Origin of the sequence: Bradyrhizobium sp. 45, from assembly GCF_023073155.1 — a bacterium.
Lineage (GTDB): Bacteria > Pseudomonadota > Alphaproteobacteria > Rhizobiales > Xanthobacteraceae > Bradyrhizobium > Bradyrhizobium canariense_D.
In genome coordinates, this window is the sequence record NZ_JADPIX010000131.1 from 87,134 (window position 1) to 107,876 (window position 20,743).

Genomic DNA, 20,743 nt, shown 5'->3' on the forward strand with positions numbered 1-20,743 from the left:
CTTGCAATCGTCGGCGGCTTCATTGCCGCCGAGTCCGTACGAGATCCGCAATTGTGATGAGCGAACACGGCTTTTTCGGACGAAACCGGGTCATCCTCCCTGCCGTTAACGAGAATGTTATCGGCGATGTGCGGAAATCCTGAAGGCGAACGGGAAAGGCGGCCCGAAGGCCGCCTTTTTGGAGTTGCGCCGATCGACGTTCGCCTTATGCGAGCGGCACCGCCACGAACCGGGTCGTCTGCGCGCTTCTGACCTGCAGCAGCACGCTGCGCTTGCCGGACGATTTCGCCTGCGCCAGCTCCGAACGGACATCGCCGATATTGGCGACGGCGTTGCCGCCCACGTTGAGGATGACGTCGCCGGTCTGGATGCCGCGTTGCGCGGCCGGGCCTTGCGGATCGACTTCAGTGACGACGACGCCCTTCTGGCCGGCGCCCTGCACGTCGCCCGCCGGAGCCAGGCTAAGCCCGAGACGCGGCGGCATGCCGGCATCTGGCTGCGACTTGCCCTCGTCGGCTCTAGCCTGCCGCTCGTTCGGCAACTCGCCAAGCGCCAGTGTCACCGTCTTGCTGTCGCCCTTGTGGACGACATCGAGCTTCACGGACGTGCCCGGCGCCAGGGTGGCGATGGTGCGGGCGAGATCGCGGGAATCCTTGATCGCGGTGCCGTTGACGGCGGTGATGACGTCGCCCGCCTCGATGCCCGCCTTCGCCGCCGGGCTGCCGTCCTGCGGATTGTCGACGATCGCGCCGCGCGCCTCCTTGAGGCCCAGACTGTCGGCGATATCCGACGTCACCGGCTGCACCTGGACGCCGAGCCAGCCGCGCGTGACCGCGCCCTTGTCCTTCAACTGTGCGACGACGAGCTTTGCGGTCGAAGCCGGAATGTCGAAGCCGATGCCGACCGAGCCGCCGGAGGGCGAGAAGATCGCAGTGTTCACGCCGATCACGTTGCCGTTCATGTCGAAGGCCGGGCCGCCGGAATTGCCCTTGTTGATCGGCGCGTCGATCTGGATGAAGTCGTCATAGGGACCATTGCCGATGTCGCGGCCGCTGGCCGAGACGATGCCGGCGGTCACGGTGCCGCCGAGGCCGAAGGGATTGCCGACCGCGACCACCCAGTCGCCGATACGCGGCTTCTGGTCGGAGAATCTGACGAACGGAAAATTCTTCTTGCCCTCGACCTTGATCAGCGCGAGATCCGTTTTCGGATCGGTGCCGACCACTTTCGCGCTGTAGATGGTGCCGTCGTCCATCGTCACTTGCACCGATTCGGCGTGATCGACGACGTGGTTGTTGGTCACGGCATAGCCGTCGGCGGAGATGAAGAAGCCGGAGCCCTCACCCGTGATCATCTGGCGGCGCTGGCGCGGCATGCCCTCCATGCCACCCGGGCCGCGGAAGCCGAATTGCCGCGAGAACTGGTCGAACGGCGTCGCCTCGTCCGAATCCATCCGGTTCTGTTGCAGCATCGCGCTCTTATCATTGTTCTGGTCGATCCTGACCCGCACCGAAATGACGGCGGGTTTGACCTTGCTGACGAGGTCGCCGAAGCCCGGCGGTGTCGCGGCGGTCTCCGCGGCCTGGGCGGGCGCAATGAAGGAGGTCGCGCTGAACGGCGAAGAGCCGGGAGCAGTCGCCAGCACGGCCACGCCAAGCGCGGCCACGGTGCCGAGCAGCGCGAGCCGGCGCGGCCTCAGGACCTTGCGGGACGTTGTGGTGTCGGAATTGACGTGATCGCTCATGTCGATATGTCCATGTTGGGTAAGTCGCCTTGCACCCAACATGGTGGTCGCCACCTTACAGCGTCCCGTCCACGCGATTAAATCTTGGCAAAGTAGCCGGGGCCGGCGATACGGCCAAAGGTCAAGGCTGCACGTTTGATGCAGCTCAACGCGGGCCATGCGCACCGTGGAAGACTGCGGCCACCGGATGATGTCCATCGGAGGCCCGTCATGTACAAAGACATTCTCGTCCACATCCCCACCGAGCGGCCAATCCGCCCGGTGATCGACGGCTCGATCTCGCTCGCAGCGGGCCTCAACGCCCATCTCGATGCAGTTGCGGTTGGCTATGTGGCAACCAGTGCGGCCTATATCATGGAGGGCGGCGCTGCGGTGGCGGCGGTGTTCGAGATGGAGCGCGAGAGTGCAGTGGAGCGGGCCGAGGCGGCGCTCGCGGTATTCAAGAGCAAAGCGATGAACGCCGGCATTTCCTACACATGCCACCCACTCGGGGCGATGCCGGGGGATGCGGTCGGCTTGCTCGGCGAGATCGCGCGGCTGCACGATCTCAGCATCGTGCTCCAGCCGGATCCGGCGCAAGGCTCACTCGACAACGATGTGCCCGGCGAGATCCTGTTCCAGGCGGGTGGCCCGGTGCTTTTCCTGCCCTACACCTTCCATGGAGCGTTCAAGGCGAAACGGATCGGCATCTGCTGGGATGGCAGCCGCCTCGCCGCGCGCGCTATGCGCGACGCCGCACCATTCCTGGCCCGCGCCGAGGAGATCGTGATCATTGCGATCAACGAAACAGATATGGTTCCCGAGGAAGTCTCGACGCGCAATCTGGCAAGGCATCTCGGCCGGCGCGGACTGTCGACCCGCACGGTCAACCTGATTCAGCCGACCATGCTGTCGCTGGCAGCCGATGAGAACCTGGATATTCTGATCATGGGCGGCTACGGCCATTCGCGTTTGCAGGAGCGGTTCCTCGGCGGCGTCACCCGCGCCATGCTGGAGCCATGACCGTCCCGACGCTGATGTCGCATTAATCGAGGGCTTATCCAGGTCGGGCCGGTCACAGGCCTTGTCGTTCGGGCTGACAACCGCGTCCTTGAGCGGTGCCGGCATCGGCAAGTTCAGGTCATATTCGAACACGTTGGACCGTCACGCCGCGGCGGGTCTCTCCCACGCCGTGGCCTCGACGCCGTCCTCGTCTTGTTGCGCATTGCACGCGTCGAAATGCGCCTTGAGTTCGACTTCGGCGAGATGTTCGAAATGTTCGGCCTGGCCGAGCAGTTCCCAGCTCTGGAGCGGCCGGTAGGCGGCCTGCTGACGACAGAGGGACGCTAACGCGCGGTAGCGACGTACGTTGTCCATGAGACCCTCCCTCGCATTCACAGAGCTTATTGCCCTTATTTGCGTCAGGGCGATGGCGGTTGTGCAAAAGATTTGCTGCGCCCGCCGCGCGCTTGACTCGCTTGTTTCTAGGCAAACGCGTATCGAGGCGAAAGTTCCAATCAGCGCGACTCAACGCTTCGGACCTTACCGCAGGCCAGGGCTAGGGTTGTGGGTCATCCTCGTATGTCTGCAGTGCAAAGGGGCACGCCCTGGCACACCCCATTGCGGTGCCGGCTCGCCCGCCTGTATCCGGCAGTCTACCGGATGAGCGCGGGCTCACCGGCACGCATTGTCTGCGCCGAACTATGTTGCAGCATCGGAACCCTGCCGGCTTCCGCAGCGGCGCGGATGGCCGCGATGTTGCCGGCATAGTCCGCGCTGCTCTTGCCGCGAAACACGGCGGAGCCCGCTACAAGCGTATCGGCGCCCGCAGCGGCCACGGCGGCGGCATTGTCGCGCGTGATGCCGCCGTCAACCTCGAGCCGGATCGGCCGGTCGCCTATCATGCTTCGAATACGCCCGATCTTCTCGAGTTGGGATTCGAGGAAGGACTGGCCGCCAAAGCCCGGATTGACCGTCATCACCAGGACGAGGTCGAGGCGATCGAGCACATATTCGATCGTGCTTTCGGGAGTCGCGGGACACAGGCTGACGCCGGCTTTCTTGCCGAGCGCGCGGATGGCCTGGAGCGAGCGATCGAGGTGCGGACCGGCTTCGGCATGCACCGTGATGACATCCGCGCCGGCCTTCGCGAACGCTTCGAGATAGGGATCGGCGGGCGCGATCATGAGATGCACGTCGAACATTTTCTTCGTCAGCGGCCGGATCGCCCTGATGACGTCCGCGCCATAACTGATGTTCGGGACGAAATGCCCGTCCATGACGTCGCAGTGAATCCAGTCGGCACCCGCCGCATCGATCGCCACGATCTCCTCGCCGAGGCGGGCGAAATTCGCAGCCAGGATTGACGGCGCGATGAGGATTTCTCTCGTCATGGCTTCGCACTCCCCTGCGCGTCCGCACCGCCGCTGAAGACGCGACTCGCCAGGACGTCCATGGGATCGATCGTTTCGAGGTCGGCGATATCGAGCATGCGGTCGAGATCGGACACCAGCCGATCGGCCTGCCGCAGGCGGATGCGGTCGACGGCGTTGCGGATCGAGCGCGCATTGGAGAAGAACGGCTGGGTCCGACGTAGCGCGATGTATTTCTCGAACGCCTCGCGCGCCGCCGCCGAGAGGCGATAACCCCGTTCCTTCAGCATCAGCTCGGCGATGACGAGCAGCTCGGCTTCCGCATAGTCCGGAAAGTCGATGTGATGCGCGATCCGCGAACGGAAGCCGGGATTAGAGGCAAAGAAGCTCGTCATCCGCTCGCCATAGCCGGCAAGGATCACGACGAGGTCCTCGCGCTGGTTTTCCATCACCTGGAGCAGGATCTCGATCGCCTCCTGGCCGTAGTCGCGCTCGTTGTCGGGACGGTGCAGATAATAGGCCTCGTCGATGAACAGCACGCCGCCCATCGCCTTCTTCAGGATCTCCTTGGTCTTCGGCGCGGTGTGGCCGATATACTGGCCGACCAAATCGTCGCGCGTCACCGAGATCACCTGCCCGCGCCGCACGAAACCGAGGCCGTGCAGGATCTTTGCCATGCGCAGCGCGACCGTCGTCTTGCCGGTGCCGGGATTGCCGGTAAACGACATATGCAGCGTCGGTGGCGACGAAGCCAATCCCGCACGCTGCCGGATACGTTCGATCAGCAAGAGCGACGCGATCTGGCGCACGCGGCTCTTCACCGGCTTCAATCCGATCAGCTCCTGCTCGAGCTGCTGCAGCGTGCCCGTGATTCCAGCCTCTTCGGCCTCCTTGCGGAGATCGAAACTGGTCTCGCCGGGCTCAGTGGTCACGGCGTGGGGAACATCCAGCATCGGCACCTCGAAGAAAAGGGCTTCGCCGCGGGGGAGCGGCGAAGCAGTGGTCCGCCAAGGAAACGGAGCAGGGAGTGCTCCGCGCGGAGGAGAATGACTTAGGTTGGTGCGTGCGCGAGCTGCCGGCGCACGGTGGTGTAGCGGATCGCGCGTCCGCTCACCTCCTGCCGCACCAGCTCGAACTCGGCTTCCTGCGGCGGGCGGTTGACGATGAACGAGATCCGCACCGATTCCCAGCCATGGCTGGAGTCGAAGCCGCTGAGGCGGATGTATCGGTCGCCATACACTCTGCGGCATTCGGCGAGCTCCATCATCACGCCGGCGGCGTCCTGGAGATCGAACATCGGCAGGCCCCACATCTCCCAATAGGTGTTGCGGGGATGCGGATCGTCGGTGAACTCGATGTTCACCGCCCAGCCGTTGGTCAGGCAATACTGCACCTGCTTGGTGATCTGGTCGTCGGTCAGATCGGGCAGGAACGAGAAGCAGCCTTGGGTCAGCTTCATGTCAAATCTCCTCAAACGGTTTCGAGCGCGGTCGGCACGAAGTCCGGCGTGTCGGTGGATTCATAATTGAAGGAGACGTCCTTCCAAACCTCAAGTGCAGCTTTCAGCGGCGTACAGGTCTCGGCCGCCCTGGCCAGGATCTCCGGTCCTTCGTGGACGTAGTCGCGGCCCTCGTTGCGGGCGAGGATCATCGCTTCCAGCGCCACACGGTTGGCGATCGCGCCGGCCGCGATGCCCATGGGATGGCCGATGGTGCCGCCGCCGAACTGGAGCACGACGTCCTCGCCGAGCAGGTCGAGCAGCTGGTGCATCTGGCCGGCATGGATGCCGCCGGAGGCGACCGGCATCATCTTGTTCAGGCTCGCCCAGGACTGGTCGAAGAACAGGCCGTGTTCGAGCTTGGCCGGGTTGAAGTCTTCGCGACAGACATCGTAATAGCCGCGCGTGGTGTTGGGATCGCCTTCGAGCTTGCCGACCACGGTGCCGGCATGGATGTGATCGACGCCGGCGAGCCGCATCCACTTGGCGATGACGCGGAACGACACCCCATGGCTTTTCTGCCGCGTGTAGGTCGAGTGACCGGCGCGATGCAGATGCAGGATCATGTCGTTGCGCCGCGCCCATTTCGCCATCGACTGGATTGCGGTGTAGCCGATCACGAGATCGATCATGACGATGCAGGACCCGAGCTCCTTCGCGAACTCGGCGCGCTCGTACATATCCTCCATGGTTCCCGCGGTGATATTCAGGTAGGTCCCCTTGGCCTCACCGGAGGCCGCCTGCGCCCGGTTCACCGCCTCCATGCAATAGAGGAAGCGGTCGCGCCAGTGCATGAACGGCTGCGAGTTGATGTTCTCGTCATCCTTGGTGAAGTCGAGCCCGCCCTTCAGCGCCTCGTAGACCACGCGACCGTAATTGCGGCCCGAGAGGCCGAGCTTAGGCTTGACGGTCGCGCCGAGCAGCGGCCTGCCGAACTTGTCGAGCCGCTCGCGCTCGACCACGATGCCGGTGGCCGGTCCCTGGAACGTCTTCACATACGCGACGGGGAAACGCATGTCCTCCAGCCGCAGCGCCTTCAGCGGCTTGAAGCCAAATACGTTGCCGATGATCGAGGCCGAGAGGTTGGCGATCGAGCCCGGCTCGAACAGGTCGAGGTCATAGGCGATGTAGGCGAAGTACGAGCCTGGCGTGCCCGGCACCGGATCGACGCGGTAGCATTTCGCGCGATACTTCTCGGCGGCGGTCAACCGATCGGTCCACACCACCGTCCAGGTCGCGGTCGAGGATTCGCCGGCGACTGCGGCTGACGCCTCGATCGGATCGACGCCCTCTTGCGGCGTGACGCGGAACAGCGCGATGACGTCGGTGTCCTTGGGCACGTAGTCGGGCTCCCAATAGCCCATGCGCTTGTATTCCATCACGCCCGATCGATATCTTTCCTTGCCGCGGACGGTTCCTGCATGTGCATTCATGGCTCTCTCCTGCTCTTCTCTCTCTGAATGATTAGGCCGCGACGGGCTGGCGGGCGTCGACGCGCGGATCGAGATCGCCGGCGCGGTAGCGCCGCGCCATCTCGCTCAAGGGAACGACCTTGATACCGCTGGCGTGGCCTGCGGTGCCGAACTGCTCGAAGCGCTCGCGGCAGAGCTCGCGCATCGCATCCATGGCGGGCTTGAGAAATTTGCGCGGATCGAACTCCGAGCGCGTTTGCGCGGCCACTTTCCGGAACACCGCGGTCATTGCCAGCCGGCAGTCGGTGTCGATATTGACCTTGCGCACGCCGCTCGTGATGCCGCGGACGATCTCCTCGACCGGCACGCCCCAGGTCTGCGGCATCTCGCCGCCAAACTGGTTGAACATGTCCTGGAGCGGCTGCGGCACAGAGGAAGAGCCGTGCATCACGAGATGCGTGTTCGGCAGCCGGCGATGAATCTCCTCGACCACCCGCATCGCCAGAATGTCGCCGTCCGGCTTGCGGTTGAACTTGTAGGCGCCGTGCGAGGTGCCCATCGCGATCGCGAGCGCATCGACTTTGGTGGCGCGGACGAAGTCGACCGCCTGGTCGGGATCCGTGAGCAACTGATCATGGCTGACCGTGCCTTCGACGCCGTGACCGTCCTCCTGCTCGCCGCCCCCATGCTCGAGCGAGCCGAGCACGCCGAGCTCGCCTTCGACGGAGGCACCGACCCAATGCGCGAGATCGACGACGCGGCGGGTGATCGCAACGTTGTAGTCGTAGTCGGCCGCGGTCTTGGCGTCGGCCTTGAGCGAGCCGTCCATCATCACCGAGGTGAAGCCATGGGCGATCGCGGACGCGCAGGTCGCCTCGTCATTGCCATGGTCCTGGTGCAGGCAGAGCGGGATGTCTGGATAGGTCCGCTCCAGCGCATCGATCATGTGCGAGAGCATGAGGTCGCCGGCATAGCTGCGCGCGCCGCGCGAAGCCTGGATGATGACGGGCGCGTCGACCTCGGCCGCCGCCTGCATGATCGCGATGCCCTGCTCCATGTTGTTGATGTTGAACGCCGGCACCGCGTAGCCGTGACTGGCGGCGTGGTCGAGCAGCTGACGAAGAGTGATACGGGCCACGACAAATCCTCCTGTTATTGCTTGCCGGCGCGGGCCATCGCCCGCCGGGCGGCTTCCGCAACGCCTTGCGGCGTGATGCCGAATTCGCGGTAGAGCACCGGGGCCGGCGCCGAAGCGCCGAAGCCGCGCATGCCGACGAATTCGCCCTCGGTGCCGATCCAGCGGTGCCAATCGCCGACGACTGCCGCCTCGATGCCAACCCGCGGCGCGGTGCCGAGCACAGCGGCGCGGTAATCCTCCGGCTGCTCCTCGAACAACGCGAAGCAGGGCGCGGAGACCACGGCCGCACGGACGTGCTCGGTAGCGAGCAGGCGGGCCGCCTCCAGCGCAATAGACACTTCCGAACCCGTTGCGATGAGCGTCACGTCGCGGCCACCGTCCGGCGAGACGATCAGATAGGCGCCGCGTGCGACGCGGTTCCTCCCGCGGACATCGCTGCGGAAGGTCGGCAGCGCCTGACGGGACAGGCACAGCACGGAGGGACGATTTTCAGCTTGGAGCGCGCAGTCCCATGCTTCCAGCGTCTCAACCGCGTCGGCCGGCCGGAAAACAAGCAGGTTCGGAATGACGCGGAGCGCTGCGAGATGCTCGACCGGTTGGTGCGTGGGGCCGTCCTCACCGAGGCCAATGGAGTCATGGGTCATCACATGAATGACGCGGATCCGCATCAAGGCCGCAAGGCGGATCGCCGGCCGGCTGTAATCGGAGAACGCGAGGAAGGTGCCGCCATAGGGAATGAAGCCCCCGTGCAGCGCGAGGCCGTTCATCGCGGCCGCCATACCATGCTCGCGGATGCCGTAATGGATGTAATCGCCGGCGAACGCGTCGCGCTTGACCGGGGTCTGCGCCTTGGCATGCGTCAGGTTCGAATGCGTGAGATCCGCCGAGCCGCCGACAAATCCGGGAATCGTCTCGGCGATGCCGTCGAGCACCTGTTGCGACGCCTGCCGCGTCGCGAGCTTCGGACGCTCGGTGGCAAAGCGCTCGCGCAATTTCGCCGAGGCCTGGGCATAGGCGTTCGGCAGGGCAACCGCCTTGCCCTCGATAAACAGGTCGCGCTGCTCGGGCGTCGCGCATTCATAGCGATCGAGCCAGGCGAGACGCTCGACCTGCCCGCGCTGCCCGATCATCCGCCATGCTTTCAGGATCGTGACAGGCACCACGAAGGGCTGATAGTCCCAGCCGAGCGTTCGCCGCGCCGCGGCCGTCTGCTCCGTGCCGAGCGGCGCGCCATGCGCCTTCTCGGTGCCCTGACGATCCGGCGCGCCGTAGCCGATGACCGTGCGGCAGGCGATCAGCGACGGTCTTGTGCTCTCACGCTCCTCGGCAATCGCCTGCGCAACTGCTTCGGGATCGTGCCCGTCGACATGGCGCACCGACCAGCCGGAGGCAGCGAAGCGCGCGAGCTGGTCATCGGAGGTCGCAAGCGAGGTCGGGCCGTCAATGGATATGCCGTTATCGTCGAACAGCACGATCAGGCGGCCCAGCCCGAGATGCCCGGCGAGCGAGATCGCTTCCTGGCTGATGCCCTCCATCAGACAGCCGTCGCCGGCGATGACGTACGTGAAATGATCGACGAGGCCGTCGCCATGTCGCACATTGGCCATGCGCTCGGCGAGTGCCATGCCGACCGCGGTCGCAATCCCCTGCCCCAGCGGACCGGTCGTGGTCTCGACGCCCGGCGTATGGCCATATTCCGGATGGCCCGGCGTCTTCGAGCCCCATTGCCGGAAGGCCTTGATGTCATCGAGGCTGACGTCGCCGCCGGTGAGATGGAGCAATGCATAGAGCAGCATCGAGCCATGGCCCGCCGACAGCACGAAGCGATCGCGATCCGGCCAATGGGGGTGAGCCGAGTCGAATTTCAGGAAGCGCGAGAACAGCACGGTGGCGACATCGGCCATGCCCATGGGCAGTCCGGGGTGGCCGGACTGCGAAGTCTCGATGGCGTCGACCGCGAGGAAGCGGACGGCGTTGGCGAGATCGCCATGCGATACCGCCGTGAGGTCAGCGTCGGCGTGGACGGAGATGTTCATCGGATCCTCCTCTCGTTCACTTCAGGTTTCGCTTACGCTCGATCAGCTGCATGATCAGCGGCGTCAGGATCAGCTGCATCGCAAGATCGAGTTTCGCGCCGGGACACACGATCGAATTGGCACGCGACATCCAGCTTTGCGGCAGCATCGAGAGCAGATAGGGGAAGTCGATGCCGCGCGGGTTCTTGAAGCGGATCACGACCATCGACTCGTCCGGCGTCGGGATCCAGCGCGCGATGAACGGATTGGAGGTGTCCACCGTCGGCACACGCTGGAAGTTGATGTCGGTCTCGGAAAATTGCGGGCAGATGTAGTGGATGTAATCGGGCATCCGCCGCAGAACGGTGTCGGTAACGGCCTCGGTCGAATAGCCTCGCGCACTGCGGTCGCGGTGCAGCTTCTGGATCCATTCGAGATTGATAACGGGCACGACGCCGATCTTGAGGTCGGCATAACGCGCGACGTTGACCTTGTCGGTAACGACAGCACCGTGCAGGCCCTCGTAGAACAGAAGGTCGGAGCTCTCCGGCAGCCGTTTCCATTCGGTGAAGGTGCCGGGTGCGGCGCCATGCAGCGCGGATTCCTCGGCGTCGTGGACGTAGTGCCGCGTCGTCGCCGTGCCGGTCTCGCCATAGTCGCGGAACGCCCGCTCCAGCTCCTCGAACAGATTGGTCTCGGGGCTGAAATGGCTGAAATGCCTGTTGCCGCGATCGGCCTCCTTCGCCATCTGCGTGCGCATTTCCGCGCGATCGTAGCGATGGAAGGCGTCGCCTTCGATGTAGGCGGCGTTGACCTTCTCGCGGAAGAAGATCTGCTCAAAGGTCTTCTTGACCGACGTGGTGCCGGCGCCGGAAGAGCCGGTGATGGAGATGATCGGATGCTTCCTGGACATCGGGGCGCCTCGCTCAGAGCCGGAAGAAGCCGCGCCGCGCGAACAGCGGTGCGGAGACGCTGGCGACCAGCAAGGGATCGCAATGCAGTTCCTCGACGCGCTGCACCTCGTTGTTCGAACCCATGATCAGCGGCACGCGTTGATGCAGGCTCTGCGCCGAGAGTTCGAGGATACGCTCGCGCCCGGTCGAAGCCGAGCCGCCGGCCTGCTCGACGATGTAAGCCATCGGGTGCGCCTCGTAGACGAGGCGCAGGCGGCCATCGCCATAGCCGGGCCGTGAATCGGAGGGATAGAGGAACACGCCGCCGCGGGTAAGGATGCGATAGGCCTCGGCCACCAGCGAGCCGACCCAGCGCATGTTGAAATTGTGGTTGGCCTGCCCTTCCACACCGGCGAGGCATTCGTCGACGAAGGCGCGCACCGGCTGTTCCCAATGCCGGCGGTTCGAGGCGTTGATCGCGAACTCCTCGCAGGTCTCGGAGATTTGCACGGCGCTACGCGCGAGACGGAAGCAACCGGACCCGCGGTCAAGCGTGAAGATGTCGACGCCCTCGCCGAGCGTCAGCACCAGCGAGGTCTGCGGGCCGTAGGTGACGAATCCCGCCGCGAGCTGCGCCGAGCCGCGCTGATGGAAGGCGAGCGCGAGATCGTCGGGCGCGGGCAGGATCGAGAAGATCGTGCCCACGGTCATGTTGATGTCGATATTGGAGGAGCCGTCGAGCGGATCGATCGCGACGCAGATCTTCGCCGCGCGGTCACCGATCTGCGGTTCACGCATCTCCTCCGACGCCAGTGCCGCGATCGGCAGCTTGCCGAGACAGCGGCGCAGGATCGCATCCGCCTGCACGTCGAGATCGCGCTGCACGTCACCGTCGCTGTTGCGGCCGGTGGTCAGGCCCGACGCATCCGCAAGGTCTCCCGTGGCGATAAGATCGGCGATCTCGATCGCGGCCGCCGCGATGGCATCGACCGCGGCCGCTACGGCCAGCGCATGCGGCGCCGTCTCGGAATACCGCTGAAGGTGGTCGTCCAGCCTGAGTTGCCCGGTCATCTGCGTCCATCCCTTTGCAGGCGCCGCATCCAGTTCCCTCCTCGCTGGAGGTCGGTGCGGTCAGTGCCAACAACGACGAGATTGACAGGGGCGGCTTAATAAGGAAAATTTCTATTCATAATGAGCGCCAAAGAATTATCTTATAATGTCCATTCGACGGCACAGCTCCGGCATCTCACGATCCGGCAGCTTCGCTCGCTTGCGGCGCTCTCGGCAAAAGGCAGCGTCACGGCAGCCTCGACCCAGCTCGGCCTGACGCAGCCGGCCGTGACCCAGCAATTGCGTCAGCTGCAGGATCTCGCCGGACTGCCGCTGCTTCAGCGGACCGGCGACGGCATGCTGCTGACGGAAGCCGGCAAGGAGGTGCTGGCGCTCGCCGAGCGCGTCGAGGCCGCAATCGCGGACTGCCAGGGTTCGCTCGACCTGCTTGCGGGGCGAACCGGCGGCACGGTGCATCTCGGCGCGGTCTCGACCGCGAAATATTTCGTGCCGCACGCGATCGCGGCATTCTCGAAGCGGTATCCGAAGATCGAGATCAAGCTCACGGTCGGCAATCGCGAGGAGATCCGCGGGGCCATGCACGGCTACGACCTCGACTTCGCGGTGATGGGTCGGCCACCGGCCGATGTCAGCGTCGACGTCCGGCAGCTCGGGCGCAATCCGCACATCATCGTCGCGCGCAAGGGGCACTGGCTGGAGAAGGATTCCGGCCTCAACCTCACCGACCTCGTGCACGAGACCTTCCTCACCCGCGAGCCCGGCTCGGGGACGCGGACACTGATGGAAGGCATGTTCCAGAGGTCGGATCTTGAGCCGATCATCGGCATGGAGATGAGCAGCAACGAGACCATCAAGCAGGCGGTCATCGCCGGGCTCGGCATCGCCTTCATCTCGGCCCACACCGTGGCGCACGAGCTCACCGAGGGCCGGCTGATCGTGCTCGACGTCGCGGGCCTGCCGATCGTGCGGCAATGGTACGTGATCCGCCGCAGCGACAAGGTGCTGTTGCCGCCGGCGCAGGCGATGTTCGATTTCTTGGGATCGGAGGGGTCGAACTATCTTCCCGACGTGCCCGAATTCGGCGCGCGATAGCCCGTCGAAATTCAGCCCATCAGCTTCATCGCGACCGTAGCCGCGAGAATGACGATGATCTGGAGCAGGCGCTCGGTCGTGAAGATGCGGTTGAAGGTGGTCATCGCTTGCCCCGGCCGAATTGGGATGTCTCGGTCGGGACGTTGCTAGCACAGACGGGCGACGAGATAACTCCGTAATCGCCCCGTGTTTTCCGTGCACGACCCGACGACCGGCCCTTCGGCGGGCCTGCGCAAGGCCGCGCCGATGGTTAACGATCAGGCCGCGCGTGTAGGGGCGTAGTCCATCCGCGCGGCGAAATAGGCTTCCAGCTCCAGCAGCGCCCGCGCTTCCCAATCCTTCGCCTGCTCGAGCAGCGACCAGCTCTGGTCCGGGCGGAATGCAGCGGTCTGGCGATAGAGCGATGCGATACCGCGGTAGCGGCGCACGTTCTCCAAGATGGCGTGACCGGTGATTTGGCCGTTCATGTCCGAAAACTCCCTCGTCATTCCCGAGGGAGAAATTGCGGCCAAATCTTTTTCGAAAAGTTAGCGCCGCACAGCAAGCGTGCGAATGGTTTCCGGACTGTTGCCCGCGCGCAACGTGCGCGGCCGCACAAGGCCGATCTATTGCGAATTCGTCGCCGCGCTCTCGCCCCGCGGCTTCAACCCACCGCGGCTGATGATCTCGCGGCAGAGATCGGCAAGGCCGATCACCAGCACGGCGAGCAGGCAGAACAGCTTGATGGAATCGGCATGCGCGCTGGTCAGCGAATTGAACTCGAAGAAGGGCGGCATGAATGCCCACCATACCAGCGGAATGGTGAGTAGTGCGGCGAACGCCGCCGCCGGTGCGCCCGCAATAATGCCGAGCACGAACAGGCTGGGCAGGAACGCCGCGAAATAGAGTTTTGCGCCGAGCGCGACACAGCCGCCCTGGAGCGCAGCCGACATTGCGACAACGATGAATCCAAGCAGAAACGCCTGCCACGACCATGGTCGTACCCGCGGTACGCCAACCAGCCCCGCACGCCTCATCAGCCTCCCCCTGCCGCCCGTTAACCAGGCTCGCTTGCGACCAAAGTACTACAGCGGCAGGGAAACTGCGAGGTGGAAATTGCCGACCCGGCGGCCTTGGTAAACGGGCCGGATCGCTAATTGGAGCAACCAGCCCCTACTCGGTGGCCGCATAGACCAGGCCTGCGACGGGCAGCGCGAGGCCAAAGGCCGATGCGAGCGTCCAGCCGCCTTGTGCAAACGCCCACGCGCCGACCGCCGAGCCCGCCGCGCCCGCGGTGAAGAAGGTCGCCATGTAGAGACCGTTCAGGCGGCTGCGGTGCTCATGCCCCAGCGCGAAGATCGCGCGGAAGCCGAGCACGACGTTGCCCTGCACGCCGATGTCGATCGCGATCGCAGCCACGACCAGGCAGGCGAGGTTCAGCACCGATCCGGGCGCGCCGACATGCGTAATCAGGAATCCTACGGCCGCGAGTAGCAGCGCGACCAGTGTGGCCATGCGGCTATGACCGCGATCGGCAAGCCGTCCCGCGATCGGGCTGCGAACACGCCGGCGACACCGGCAAGCGCGAACAGCGCGATGCCGCGCTGGGTGAAGCCGAATTCGCTCGCGAGCAGCAGCGGCGTCACGGTCCAGAACAGGCTGAATGCGCCGAACAGGCTGGCCTGGTACAGCGCGCGGCGGCGCAGCAGCGGCGTGGTCCGCACCAGATGGAGCATCGACAGCAGCAACTCGCCGTAATGCATCCGCGCGACCGGCCTGCGCTTCGGCAGCGTCATCCAGAGTACCGCTGCGAGCACGATCATCAACGCGGCCGAGCAGAAGAACACTGCATGCCACGACAGCATCGCCGTGACGAAACTCGACACCGGCCGCGCCAGCATGATGCCGAGCATCAGGCCGGTCGAGACATTGCCGACGAAGCGGCCGCGAATGGCTGCCGGCGCAAGATGCGCGGCATAGGGAATGATGATCTGCACCGCGACCGAGCCGAGTCCGATGAACAACGCGGCGATCAGGAAGGGCAGCGCGTGGGACGCGAAGCCCGCGGCGAGCAGGGCTGCCGCGCCGAGCGTGATGACGGAGCAAATCAGGGTACGGTTCTCGACGAGGTCGCCGAGCGGGACGATGAAGAGAAGCCCCACGCCGTAGCCGATCTGCGTCATGGTGACGATCAGTCCCGCCGCTTCATGCGACAGGCCGAGCGCGGCGCTGATCGGGGCGATCAGCGGCTGGGCGTAATAGATGTTGGCGGCGACCATGCCACAGGCCGCGGCAAGCACGAAGGTCAGTCGCTGCGACACCGCATCCGGATCCGGCGCGGTCTCGATCGTGGCATTCATCGTCATTCACAGGCTCTCCAGATATCGGAAACGGTCGTTTCCTAATATGACAAAAAATTCAGGCGAGCAGCTTCATCGCGACGGCGACCAGGCGCTTGCCGTCGAGCGAAAGGCCCGCCTTGCCGACCACGCGCAGGCCTTGCGTGATGCAGATCATCAGGCGCGCGGTGTCGGCGGCGGCGACATGGCGGGGAATCGAGCCGTCGGCCTGCCCCTCGCGAATGAGGCCGGCGATGAAGCCTTCGTTGGTCTCGAGCCGCGCGCTGACGAGGGCGGCGACCACCGGATCGACCGCGGACAATTCGACCGCGCTGCCGACCACGAGGCAGCCGCGCCGCCCCTCGCTGCCCTGGGAATGCTCTACATACGACAGCAGCATGTTGCGCAGCCGCTCGCGGCCATTGGCGCCTTTTGCCGCCGCGCTGCGCGTCTGCTCCTGGCGCAGCGCGGCGTAGCGCTCGAAGGCGGCGAGAAACACCGCATGCTTGTCGCGAAACGCCTTGTAGACGCTGCCCGTCGCCAGCCGCATCGCCGCGGTGAGATCGCCGATCGACGTGGCATGATAACCGCGCTCGGAAAACACGCGGACGGCCCTGTCGAGCGCGGTGTCCATGTCGAACTCCCGCGGACGGCCGGGCGAACGGGCGACGGAGCTGGATTTGCGGGCCGCTTTTTGCATTGCGGGATAATAGGGAATGTTTGTTTCCAAACAAAGACACTTGGTTGTGATTGGGGCGGTAGGGCCACTAACTCCGGCGTCGTCCCTGGCCAAGGCCAGGACCCATTATCCCAGGGAAGGGGTTGGGCGGACATTCGTTCGGTGGGATTGATACCGCCTTAAATCGATAGACCTCGCGGTATGGTCCTGGCCTTAGCCACGACGACATTTGAGGTTGTTACGCCTGACTGCCGGGCATCGCCACGGCGCAGGCCACATCGCGGTCCTGCGCACATTTCAACTTGCAGACATGCCTTCTCATCCTCGCGGCTGATTTCGCCCGAGCTTTGCTTGATCGCTCCACCCTCTTGTCCAAGAGGGCGCAGGGAAGGCCGGGTGCCGGCTGGCACCCGCGGTCCGCTGCGCGAAAAGCACACGCAGGAAAACCGCACAGCAGCATACAGGTGTAGCCAATCACTCGGCCTTCCCTGCGCGATGGTTGGACGGCTTATGCCGTGCTCTCTCGGGAGCCGAGTTCTCTTTGGCCTCCCTCGCCCCAACGAAAGTCACCGGCACCGCGCCGGTTGACGCGGATGCCGCATTCGCCAGGGCTTGACCGTAGCAACGACGGCCAGGACCACACGGTTTTGCCGTACGCACGGCTCGCCATTTCGCCGCAGTTTTTCCAGCCCTGTCGACGGAGCCGGAAACTTACAGACGAGACGAAGCCTAGCAGCGCCGCTCGTCGGAACGAAGCCTTGGGCTCACGGAGAGCAATCCGCCCTGCCCTTGGCCTCTCGCACCCGAACGCTGCCGCGTCCACCGCAAGCCCGGCTCGCGAACATGACGACCACAAGATCGCCCCTCAAGGATGAGCCGGGATGGGCGACACATACGCCAATTCCGAATTTCGGTAAAGCGGAATCTTTTTTTCTGGAGGGGATTGACGCGCCCGCGACACAGGTCGCGCAATGAGACGCCTCGCGCAGAAGCAACAAGGGGCGGTGCAAAACACCGCCCATTGGCGAGAACGAGACTGCGGCGAGGACAGGCGCCTAATACGGCTGATAATAGCCACGCGGACCATAGTAGGGACCGCCGCCGTAATATCTCTGGCCGCCGTAGTAAGGACCGGGACCGTAATTATAGCGGTCCTCGTAGTACTCCTGGCGCCTGCTCTCTGCGATCGCGCCGCCGATCAGACCTGCCGCCACGCCCATGAAAGCGAGGCCTGCAGCGTTCGGACCTCGCCGATAATAGTGGTGGCGGCGAGCCGCGCTGAAATCGGTGGCAGCCGGAGCGACCGAGCCCGCGGCAGCGGCTTTGGTGGGCGCGGGCGAGTTGGCAGCCGAAGGGGTGATCGGGGCCGTCATCAGAACAAGACTTGCGAAAGCTGCCAGCCCAACGCTGCGGCCGGCTGCGGAAATCATCGGTCCTTTATTCATCTTGACCTTCCTGTTCTCGCTCGAAGCGACATAATCAAACAAGACTAAACGTCCAAACCACTGAAATGGTTTCGTGATCGCGGCAATCTGCCACGCGTTGAACGATTGTAGATCGAACGTCCAGATCCAGCTTGAACCATCCAACATGAGCGGATAATGAACAGGCGCACCGTCTTTCGGTCGCCGTAAGCGTTTTACGTGAACCAACGCATCAACCGACGCCGTCGGGATCGATGCCATTCTTGGGTTCACCGTGACTGACGCGTCTTATTCCAAGAGAAACCAGATGATTGCGGTTCGCAAACTGCCGGCGCGCTATGCGTCGATCGTGATGCCATTTGTGCTGTCCATCCTCATGACAGCCGTGGTGTCGGTCATTTCCACCCTTCGAAGCCTCGGCGCAACGCCGGCGTTCCTCGCGACCTGGCCGGGCGCCTGGGCGCTGTCATGGCTCGTCGCCTTTCCGACGCTGCTGATGGTGCTGCCACTGGTCCGCCGGATCGTGGCTAGCGTCGTCGCTGCTCCCTTGCAGCCAGGCCGATAGCAGGCGCGGACGGCGGCGCATGACGCACGCCGTCCCGCTTCCGCGTGACCTTACGACAGCGCGCCGAGTACGCCGCGCGTCGCCTTGTCGATCTCCTCGACATAGCGGCGGCGGGCGAAGGTCTCGGTAAGGAAGCCGACCACCTTGCGGCTGTCGGTGGAATCGACCACCGCCAGCATCTCGGCCTCCGCCTCGTCGAACACCGCCATCGCCGACTTCACGTTCATTTCCGGGATCAGCACGATCTCGGTCAGGCGCGCGAGCTCGATCACCTGGATTTCGTCGGCGATGGTGTCGAGGTCGCCCGAGAACAGGTCGGGCAGCAGGACAAGGCCGACATATTCGTCCGCATTGTTGACGATGACGATCCCGGGCCGCGAGCCCAGCGCGAATTCGCGGCGGACCGCGGCGATCGTCGTGGTCGACGGCACCTTGCCAACATCTGAGCGCATCAGCCGCTCGACGGTGAGGTTGCGCAGCCAGCCGACGTCGTTGGCGCTGCGGATGGTCTCGCCGCGCAGATGCAGGCGCCAGGTCGAGAAGGAGTGCCCGAACATGAAGCGGACGCAGATCGAGGTGACGATGCAGCCGGCGAGCACCACGGCGGTAACGTCGACGTTGCGGGTCATCTCGAGCACGAGGAACGACATGGTCAAGGGACCGCCGACGATGGCGACGCCCAGCGTCGCCATGCCCGTCAGCATCGCGACCAGCGGATCGATCACGAAGTTCGGGCTGATCAAGAGCAGCACCGCGGAGAAGAACTTTCCGATCAGGCTGCCCACGAACAGCGAGGCAAAGAACAGGCCGCCGCGGAAACCGGAGGCGAGCGAGATCAGGCAGGCCGTCACCTTCAAGGCGATGATCAGCGCGATCAGGCCGATCGTCATGTCGTGAAAGAGATCGAGCACCATTGCGCCGTGGCCGGCCGCCAGCACCTGCGGCGTGACGATCGCAAAACCGCCGACGATGAGGCCGCCGATCACCGGGCGCAACCAGACCGGCAGCCATTTGAACAGGCGCTCGAACATCGAGGACGAGCGCATCACGGCGATGCCGACACCGCTGGTGACGAGCGCGAGACCGATCAGCGCGAGATATTGCTCGACGCCGACGGCGCTGACCTTGGGTATTTCGAGCGAGTATGGCGCGCCGCCGAGCCATTGCGCGGTCAGGGCGCCCGCGAGCGAGGCGGCGAGGATCGGCGCCGCGCTGCCGACCGAGTAGACGCCGACGATCAGCTCGCAGGCGTAGAAGGCGCCCGTGATCGGTGCACCGAAGGCCGCCGCGATCGCCGCAGCGGCACCGCAGCCGACGATCAGGCGCAGATCGTTGCGGCGCAGATTGAAGAACTTGCCGAGCAACGAGGCGATACCCGAGCCGATCTGGGTATAGCCGGCCTCGAGGCCGACGGAGGCGCCGCAGCCGTTCGAGATCAGCGTCTGGCTGGACACCACCACGCTGTCGCGCATCGACAGATTGCCGCCGCGCAGTGCGTTCGCCTCGATCGGATCGACCGCGCTGGAGAGCTTGAGCCGTCGCCGCCACCACTCCATGATCCCAAGCACCAACCCGCCCAGCGCGGGCGCGATCAGCGCGGCCCACGGACTGACGCTGGTATTGGCGGACAGGCGGACGTCGATGGGAATGCCGTAGATCACCATGTGGGCAATCTGCGCAATCTCGGCCATCAGCGTCACGATGGCGCCGGCGAGCGTGCCGATCACCAGCGCCAGCGGGATCAGATAGAATTCGTTGCTGCGTAGCAGCGCCCGCAGCCGAACCATGATGCGGTTCGTCCCCTTGCGGTCGGCGAGATGTCTGATCCGCAGGAACACGTTCTGTCCGCCCTACCCTTCCGACATGCCGTAACCGGACATGCGCTGGCGGACCCGCTCGATCTCGGCGCTCGACAGCAGCGGCGGCTCTCCGATCTGGAGACAGCCGTGATATTGCCGCGCCAGCGTCTCGACCTCGACCGCGAGCCACATCGCCTTGTCCAGCGACTTGCCGATCGCGATCATGCCGTGATGGTCGAGCAGGCAGGCAAGTCGGCCCTCCAGCGCCCGCACGGCATGTTCGGACAGCTCCGCCGTTCCGAAGGTGGCATAGGGCGCGCAGCGGATGCTGTCGCCGCCGGCGGCCGCGATCATGTAGTGCACGGGCGGGATCTCCAGGCCCATGATCGCCAGGATGGTGCAATAGGTCGGATGGGCGTGGACGACGGCGTCGACGTCTGGCCGGGCCTTCAGGATGTCGAGGTGGAAGCGCCACTCGCTGGACGGCTTCTGATCGGGCGCGTGCGAGCCGTCCATCGTCATGAACACGATCTGGTCCGGCGTCATGGCGTCGTAGGGCACGCTGGTCGGGGTGACCAGAAGCCCGTCCACATGCCGGACGCTGATATTGCCCGAGGTGCCCTGGTTGATGCCGAGCGCATTCATGCGGCGGCAGGCGCCGATGATGGCCTGTCTCTTGTCGAGCTCGTCCGCTGTCATCGACATCTCGATTTCCTGACGATGGGCGCCTGTCAGACGGGGAGT

Annotated in this window: 18 protein-coding genes and 2 pseudogenes; 3 read left to right on the top strand and 17 right to left on the bottom strand. The window is 64.8% G+C overall.

Features of this window, described 5'->3' with window-relative positions:
- Positions 1–205 precede the first annotated feature (205 nt).
- A complete protein-coding gene (locus IVB42_RS29720; RefSeq protein WP_247369259.1) occupies positions 206–1,744 on the bottom strand; it encodes a Do family serine endopeptidase in 1,539 nt (512 codons plus the stop codon).
- 210 nt (positions 1,745–1,954) lie between these two features.
- Between IVB42_RS29720 and IVB42_RS29725 the strand changes: the two are divergent.
- Positions 1,955–2,772 (top strand): annotated as a pseudogene (locus tag IVB42_RS29725) (universal stress protein).
- 115 nt (positions 2,773–2,887) lie between these two features.
- Here the strand turns inward: IVB42_RS29725 and IVB42_RS29730 are convergent.
- The 9 genes from IVB42_RS29730 to IVB42_RS29770 form a co-directional block, all read right to left on the bottom strand.
- On the bottom strand, positions 2,888–3,100 hold the full coding sequence (locus tag IVB42_RS29730; RefSeq protein WP_018456190.1) for a hypothetical protein: 213 nt from the start codon (positions 3,098–3,100) through the stop codon (positions 2,888–2,890).
- A gap of 278 nt (positions 3,101–3,378) precedes the next feature.
- A complete protein-coding gene (gene rpe, locus IVB42_RS29735) occupies positions 3,379–4,116 on the bottom strand; it encodes a ribulose-phosphate 3-epimerase (RefSeq protein ID WP_018456189.1) in 738 nt (245 codons plus the stop codon).
- On the bottom strand, positions 4,113–5,048 hold the full coding sequence (gene cbbX, locus IVB42_RS29740) for a CbbX protein (RefSeq protein WP_247369261.1): 936 nt from the start codon (positions 5,046–5,048) through the stop codon (positions 4,113–4,115). Before cbbX ends, rpe begins: the two co-directional genes overlap by 4 nt.
- A 98-nt stretch (positions 5,049–5,146) precedes the next feature.
- Positions 5,147–5,554 carry a ribulose bisphosphate carboxylase small subunit gene (locus tag IVB42_RS29745; RefSeq protein WP_018456187.1) on the bottom strand — a complete coding sequence of 136 codons (408 nt, stop codon included), beginning with the start codon at positions 5,552–5,554 and terminating at the stop codon, positions 5,147–5,149.
- Between the two features lie 11 nt (positions 5,555–5,565).
- The gene (locus IVB42_RS29750; protein WP_085352576.1) at positions 5,566–7,026 is read right to left on the bottom strand and encodes a form I ribulose bisphosphate carboxylase large subunit; all 1,461 of its coding nucleotides are present in this window, start codon (positions 7,024–7,026) and stop codon (positions 5,566–5,568) included.
- A gap of 31 nt (positions 7,027–7,057) precedes the next feature.
- The gene (gene fba / locus IVB42_RS29755; protein WP_247471623.1) at positions 7,058–8,143 is read right to left on the bottom strand and encodes a class II fructose-bisphosphate aldolase; all 1,086 of its coding nucleotides are present in this window, start codon (positions 8,141–8,143) and stop codon (positions 7,058–7,060) included.
- A gap of 14 nt (positions 8,144–8,157) precedes the next feature.
- Complete coding sequence (gene tkt, locus IVB42_RS29760) at positions 8,158–10,179, bottom strand: transketolase (protein WP_247369264.1); 2,022 nt, start codon at positions 10,177–10,179, stop codon at positions 8,158–8,160.
- Between the two features lie 16 nt (positions 10,180–10,195).
- Complete coding sequence (locus IVB42_RS29765; RefSeq protein ID WP_063993396.1) at positions 10,196–11,071, bottom strand: phosphoribulokinase; 876 nt, start codon at positions 11,069–11,071, stop codon at positions 10,196–10,198.
- Positions 11,072–11,084: 13 nt separating this feature from the next.
- Positions 11,085–12,122: a class 1 fructose-bisphosphatase gene (locus IVB42_RS29770; protein ID WP_085352578.1), complete on the bottom strand. Its 1,038-nt coding sequence runs from the start codon at positions 12,120–12,122 to the stop codon at positions 11,085–11,087.
- A 120-nt stretch (positions 12,123–12,242) separates the two neighbouring features.
- Here IVB42_RS29770 and IVB42_RS29775 point away from each other — a divergent pair, with 120 nt between their 5' ends.
- Positions 12,243–13,214, top strand: coding sequence for a LysR family transcriptional regulator (locus IVB42_RS29775; protein WP_247298573.1), 972 nt, complete (start codon positions 12,243–12,245; stop codon positions 13,212–13,214).
- A gap of 257 nt (positions 13,215–13,471) precedes the next feature.
- On the opposite strand, the gene IVB42_RS29780 is transcribed toward IVB42_RS29775, so the two are convergent.
- The 5 genes and pseudogenes from IVB42_RS29780 to IVB42_RS29800 form a co-directional block, all read right to left on the bottom strand.
- Entirely contained in the window at positions 13,472–13,681 is a 210-nt protein-coding gene (locus IVB42_RS29780; protein WP_018456179.1) for a hypothetical protein, read from the bottom strand.
- 138 nt (positions 13,682–13,819) lie between these two features.
- Positions 13,820–14,230, bottom strand: coding sequence for a hypothetical protein (locus tag IVB42_RS29785; protein ID WP_026233102.1), 411 nt, complete (start codon positions 14,228–14,230; stop codon positions 13,820–13,822).
- A gap of 136 nt (positions 14,231–14,366) precedes the next feature.
- Positions 14,367–15,559: pseudogene (locus IVB42_RS29790) on the bottom strand (MFS transporter).
- A 52-nt stretch (positions 15,560–15,611) separates the two neighbouring features.
- The gene (locus tag IVB42_RS29795; RefSeq protein WP_345947075.1) at positions 15,612–16,232 is read right to left on the bottom strand and encodes a TetR/AcrR family transcriptional regulator; all 621 of its coding nucleotides are present in this window, start codon (positions 16,230–16,232) and stop codon (positions 15,612–15,614) included.
- 1,034 nt (positions 16,233–17,266) lie between these two features.
- On the bottom strand, positions 17,267–17,656 hold the full coding sequence (locus IVB42_RS29800; protein WP_247335410.1) for a hypothetical protein: 390 nt from the start codon (positions 17,654–17,656) through the stop codon (positions 17,267–17,269).
- A 286-nt stretch (positions 17,657–17,942) separates the two neighbouring features.
- Between IVB42_RS29800 and IVB42_RS29805 the strand changes: the two genes are divergently transcribed.
- Positions 17,943–18,200, top strand: a complete 258-nt coding sequence (locus IVB42_RS29805) for a DUF2798 domain-containing protein (RefSeq protein ID WP_085350586.1) — start codon at positions 17,943–17,945, stop codon at positions 18,198–18,200.
- A 50-nt stretch (positions 18,201–18,250) separates the two neighbouring features.
- Here the strand turns inward: IVB42_RS29805 and IVB42_RS29810 are convergent, their stop codons facing one another.
- Both IVB42_RS29810 and IVB42_RS29815 read right to left on the bottom strand, forming a co-directional pair.
- Positions 18,251–20,038, bottom strand: coding sequence for a chloride channel protein (locus IVB42_RS29810; RefSeq protein WP_085361046.1), 1,788 nt, complete (start codon positions 20,036–20,038; stop codon positions 18,251–18,253).
- Between the two features lie 12 nt (positions 20,039–20,050).
- Positions 20,051–20,704, bottom strand: a complete 654-nt coding sequence (locus IVB42_RS29815; RefSeq protein WP_198957640.1) for a class II aldolase/adducin family protein — start codon at positions 20,702–20,704, stop codon at positions 20,051–20,053.
- Positions 20,705–20,743: the final 39 nt, after the last annotated feature.

Coding starts and splice junctions, on each gene's coding strand:
- IVB42_RS29720 (WP_247369259.1), bottom strand. CDS start 1,744: ATGAGCGATCACGTCAATTCCGACACCACAACGTCCCGCAAGGTCCTG.
- IVB42_RS29730 (WP_018456190.1), bottom strand. CDS start 3,100: ATGGACAACGTACGTCGCTACCGCGCGTTAGCGTCCCTCTGTCGTCAG.
- rpe (WP_018456189.1), bottom strand. CDS start 4,116: ATGACGAGAGAAATCCTCATCGCGCCGTCAATCCTGGCTGCGAATTTC.
- cbbX (WP_247369261.1), bottom strand. CDS start 5,048: ATGCTGGATGTTCCCCACGCCGTGACCACTGAGCCCGGCGAGACCAGT.
- IVB42_RS29745 (WP_018456187.1), bottom strand. CDS start 5,554: ATGAAGCTGACCCAAGGCTGCTTCTCGTTCCTGCCCGATCTGACCGAC.
- IVB42_RS29750 (WP_085352576.1), bottom strand. CDS start 7,026: ATGAATGCACATGCAGGAACCGTCCGCGGCAAGGAAAGATATCGATCG.
- tkt (WP_247369264.1), bottom strand. CDS start 10,179: ATGAACATCTCCGTCCACGCCGACGCTGACCTCACGGCGGTATCGCAT.
- IVB42_RS29765 (WP_063993396.1), bottom strand. CDS start 11,071: ATGTCCAGGAAGCATCCGATCATCTCCATCACCGGCTCTTCCGGCGCC.
- IVB42_RS29770 (WP_085352578.1), bottom strand. CDS start 12,122: ATGACCGGGCAACTCAGGCTGGACGACCACCTTCAGCGGTATTCCGAG.
- IVB42_RS29775 (WP_247298573.1), top strand. CDS start 12,243: ATGAGCGCCAAAGAATTATCTTATAATGTCCATTCGACGGCACAGCTC.
- IVB42_RS29780 (WP_018456179.1), bottom strand. CDS start 13,681: ATGAACGGCCAAATCACCGGTCACGCCATCTTGGAGAACGTGCGCCGC.
- IVB42_RS29785 (WP_026233102.1), bottom strand. CDS start 14,230: ATGAGGCGTGCGGGGCTGGTTGGCGTACCGCGGGTACGACCATGGTCG.
- IVB42_RS29795 (WP_345947075.1), bottom strand. CDS start 16,232: ATGCAAAAAGCGGCCCGCAAATCCAGCTCCGTCGCCCGTTCGCCCGGC.
- IVB42_RS29800 (WP_247335410.1), bottom strand. CDS start 17,656: ATGAATAAAGGACCGATGATTTCCGCAGCCGGCCGCAGCGTTGGGCTG.
- IVB42_RS29805 (WP_085350586.1), top strand. CDS start 17,943: ATGATTGCGGTTCGCAAACTGCCGGCGCGCTATGCGTCGATCGTGATG.
- IVB42_RS29815 (WP_198957640.1), bottom strand. CDS start 20,704: ATGTCGATGACAGCGGACGAGCTCGACAAGAGACAGGCCATCATCGGC.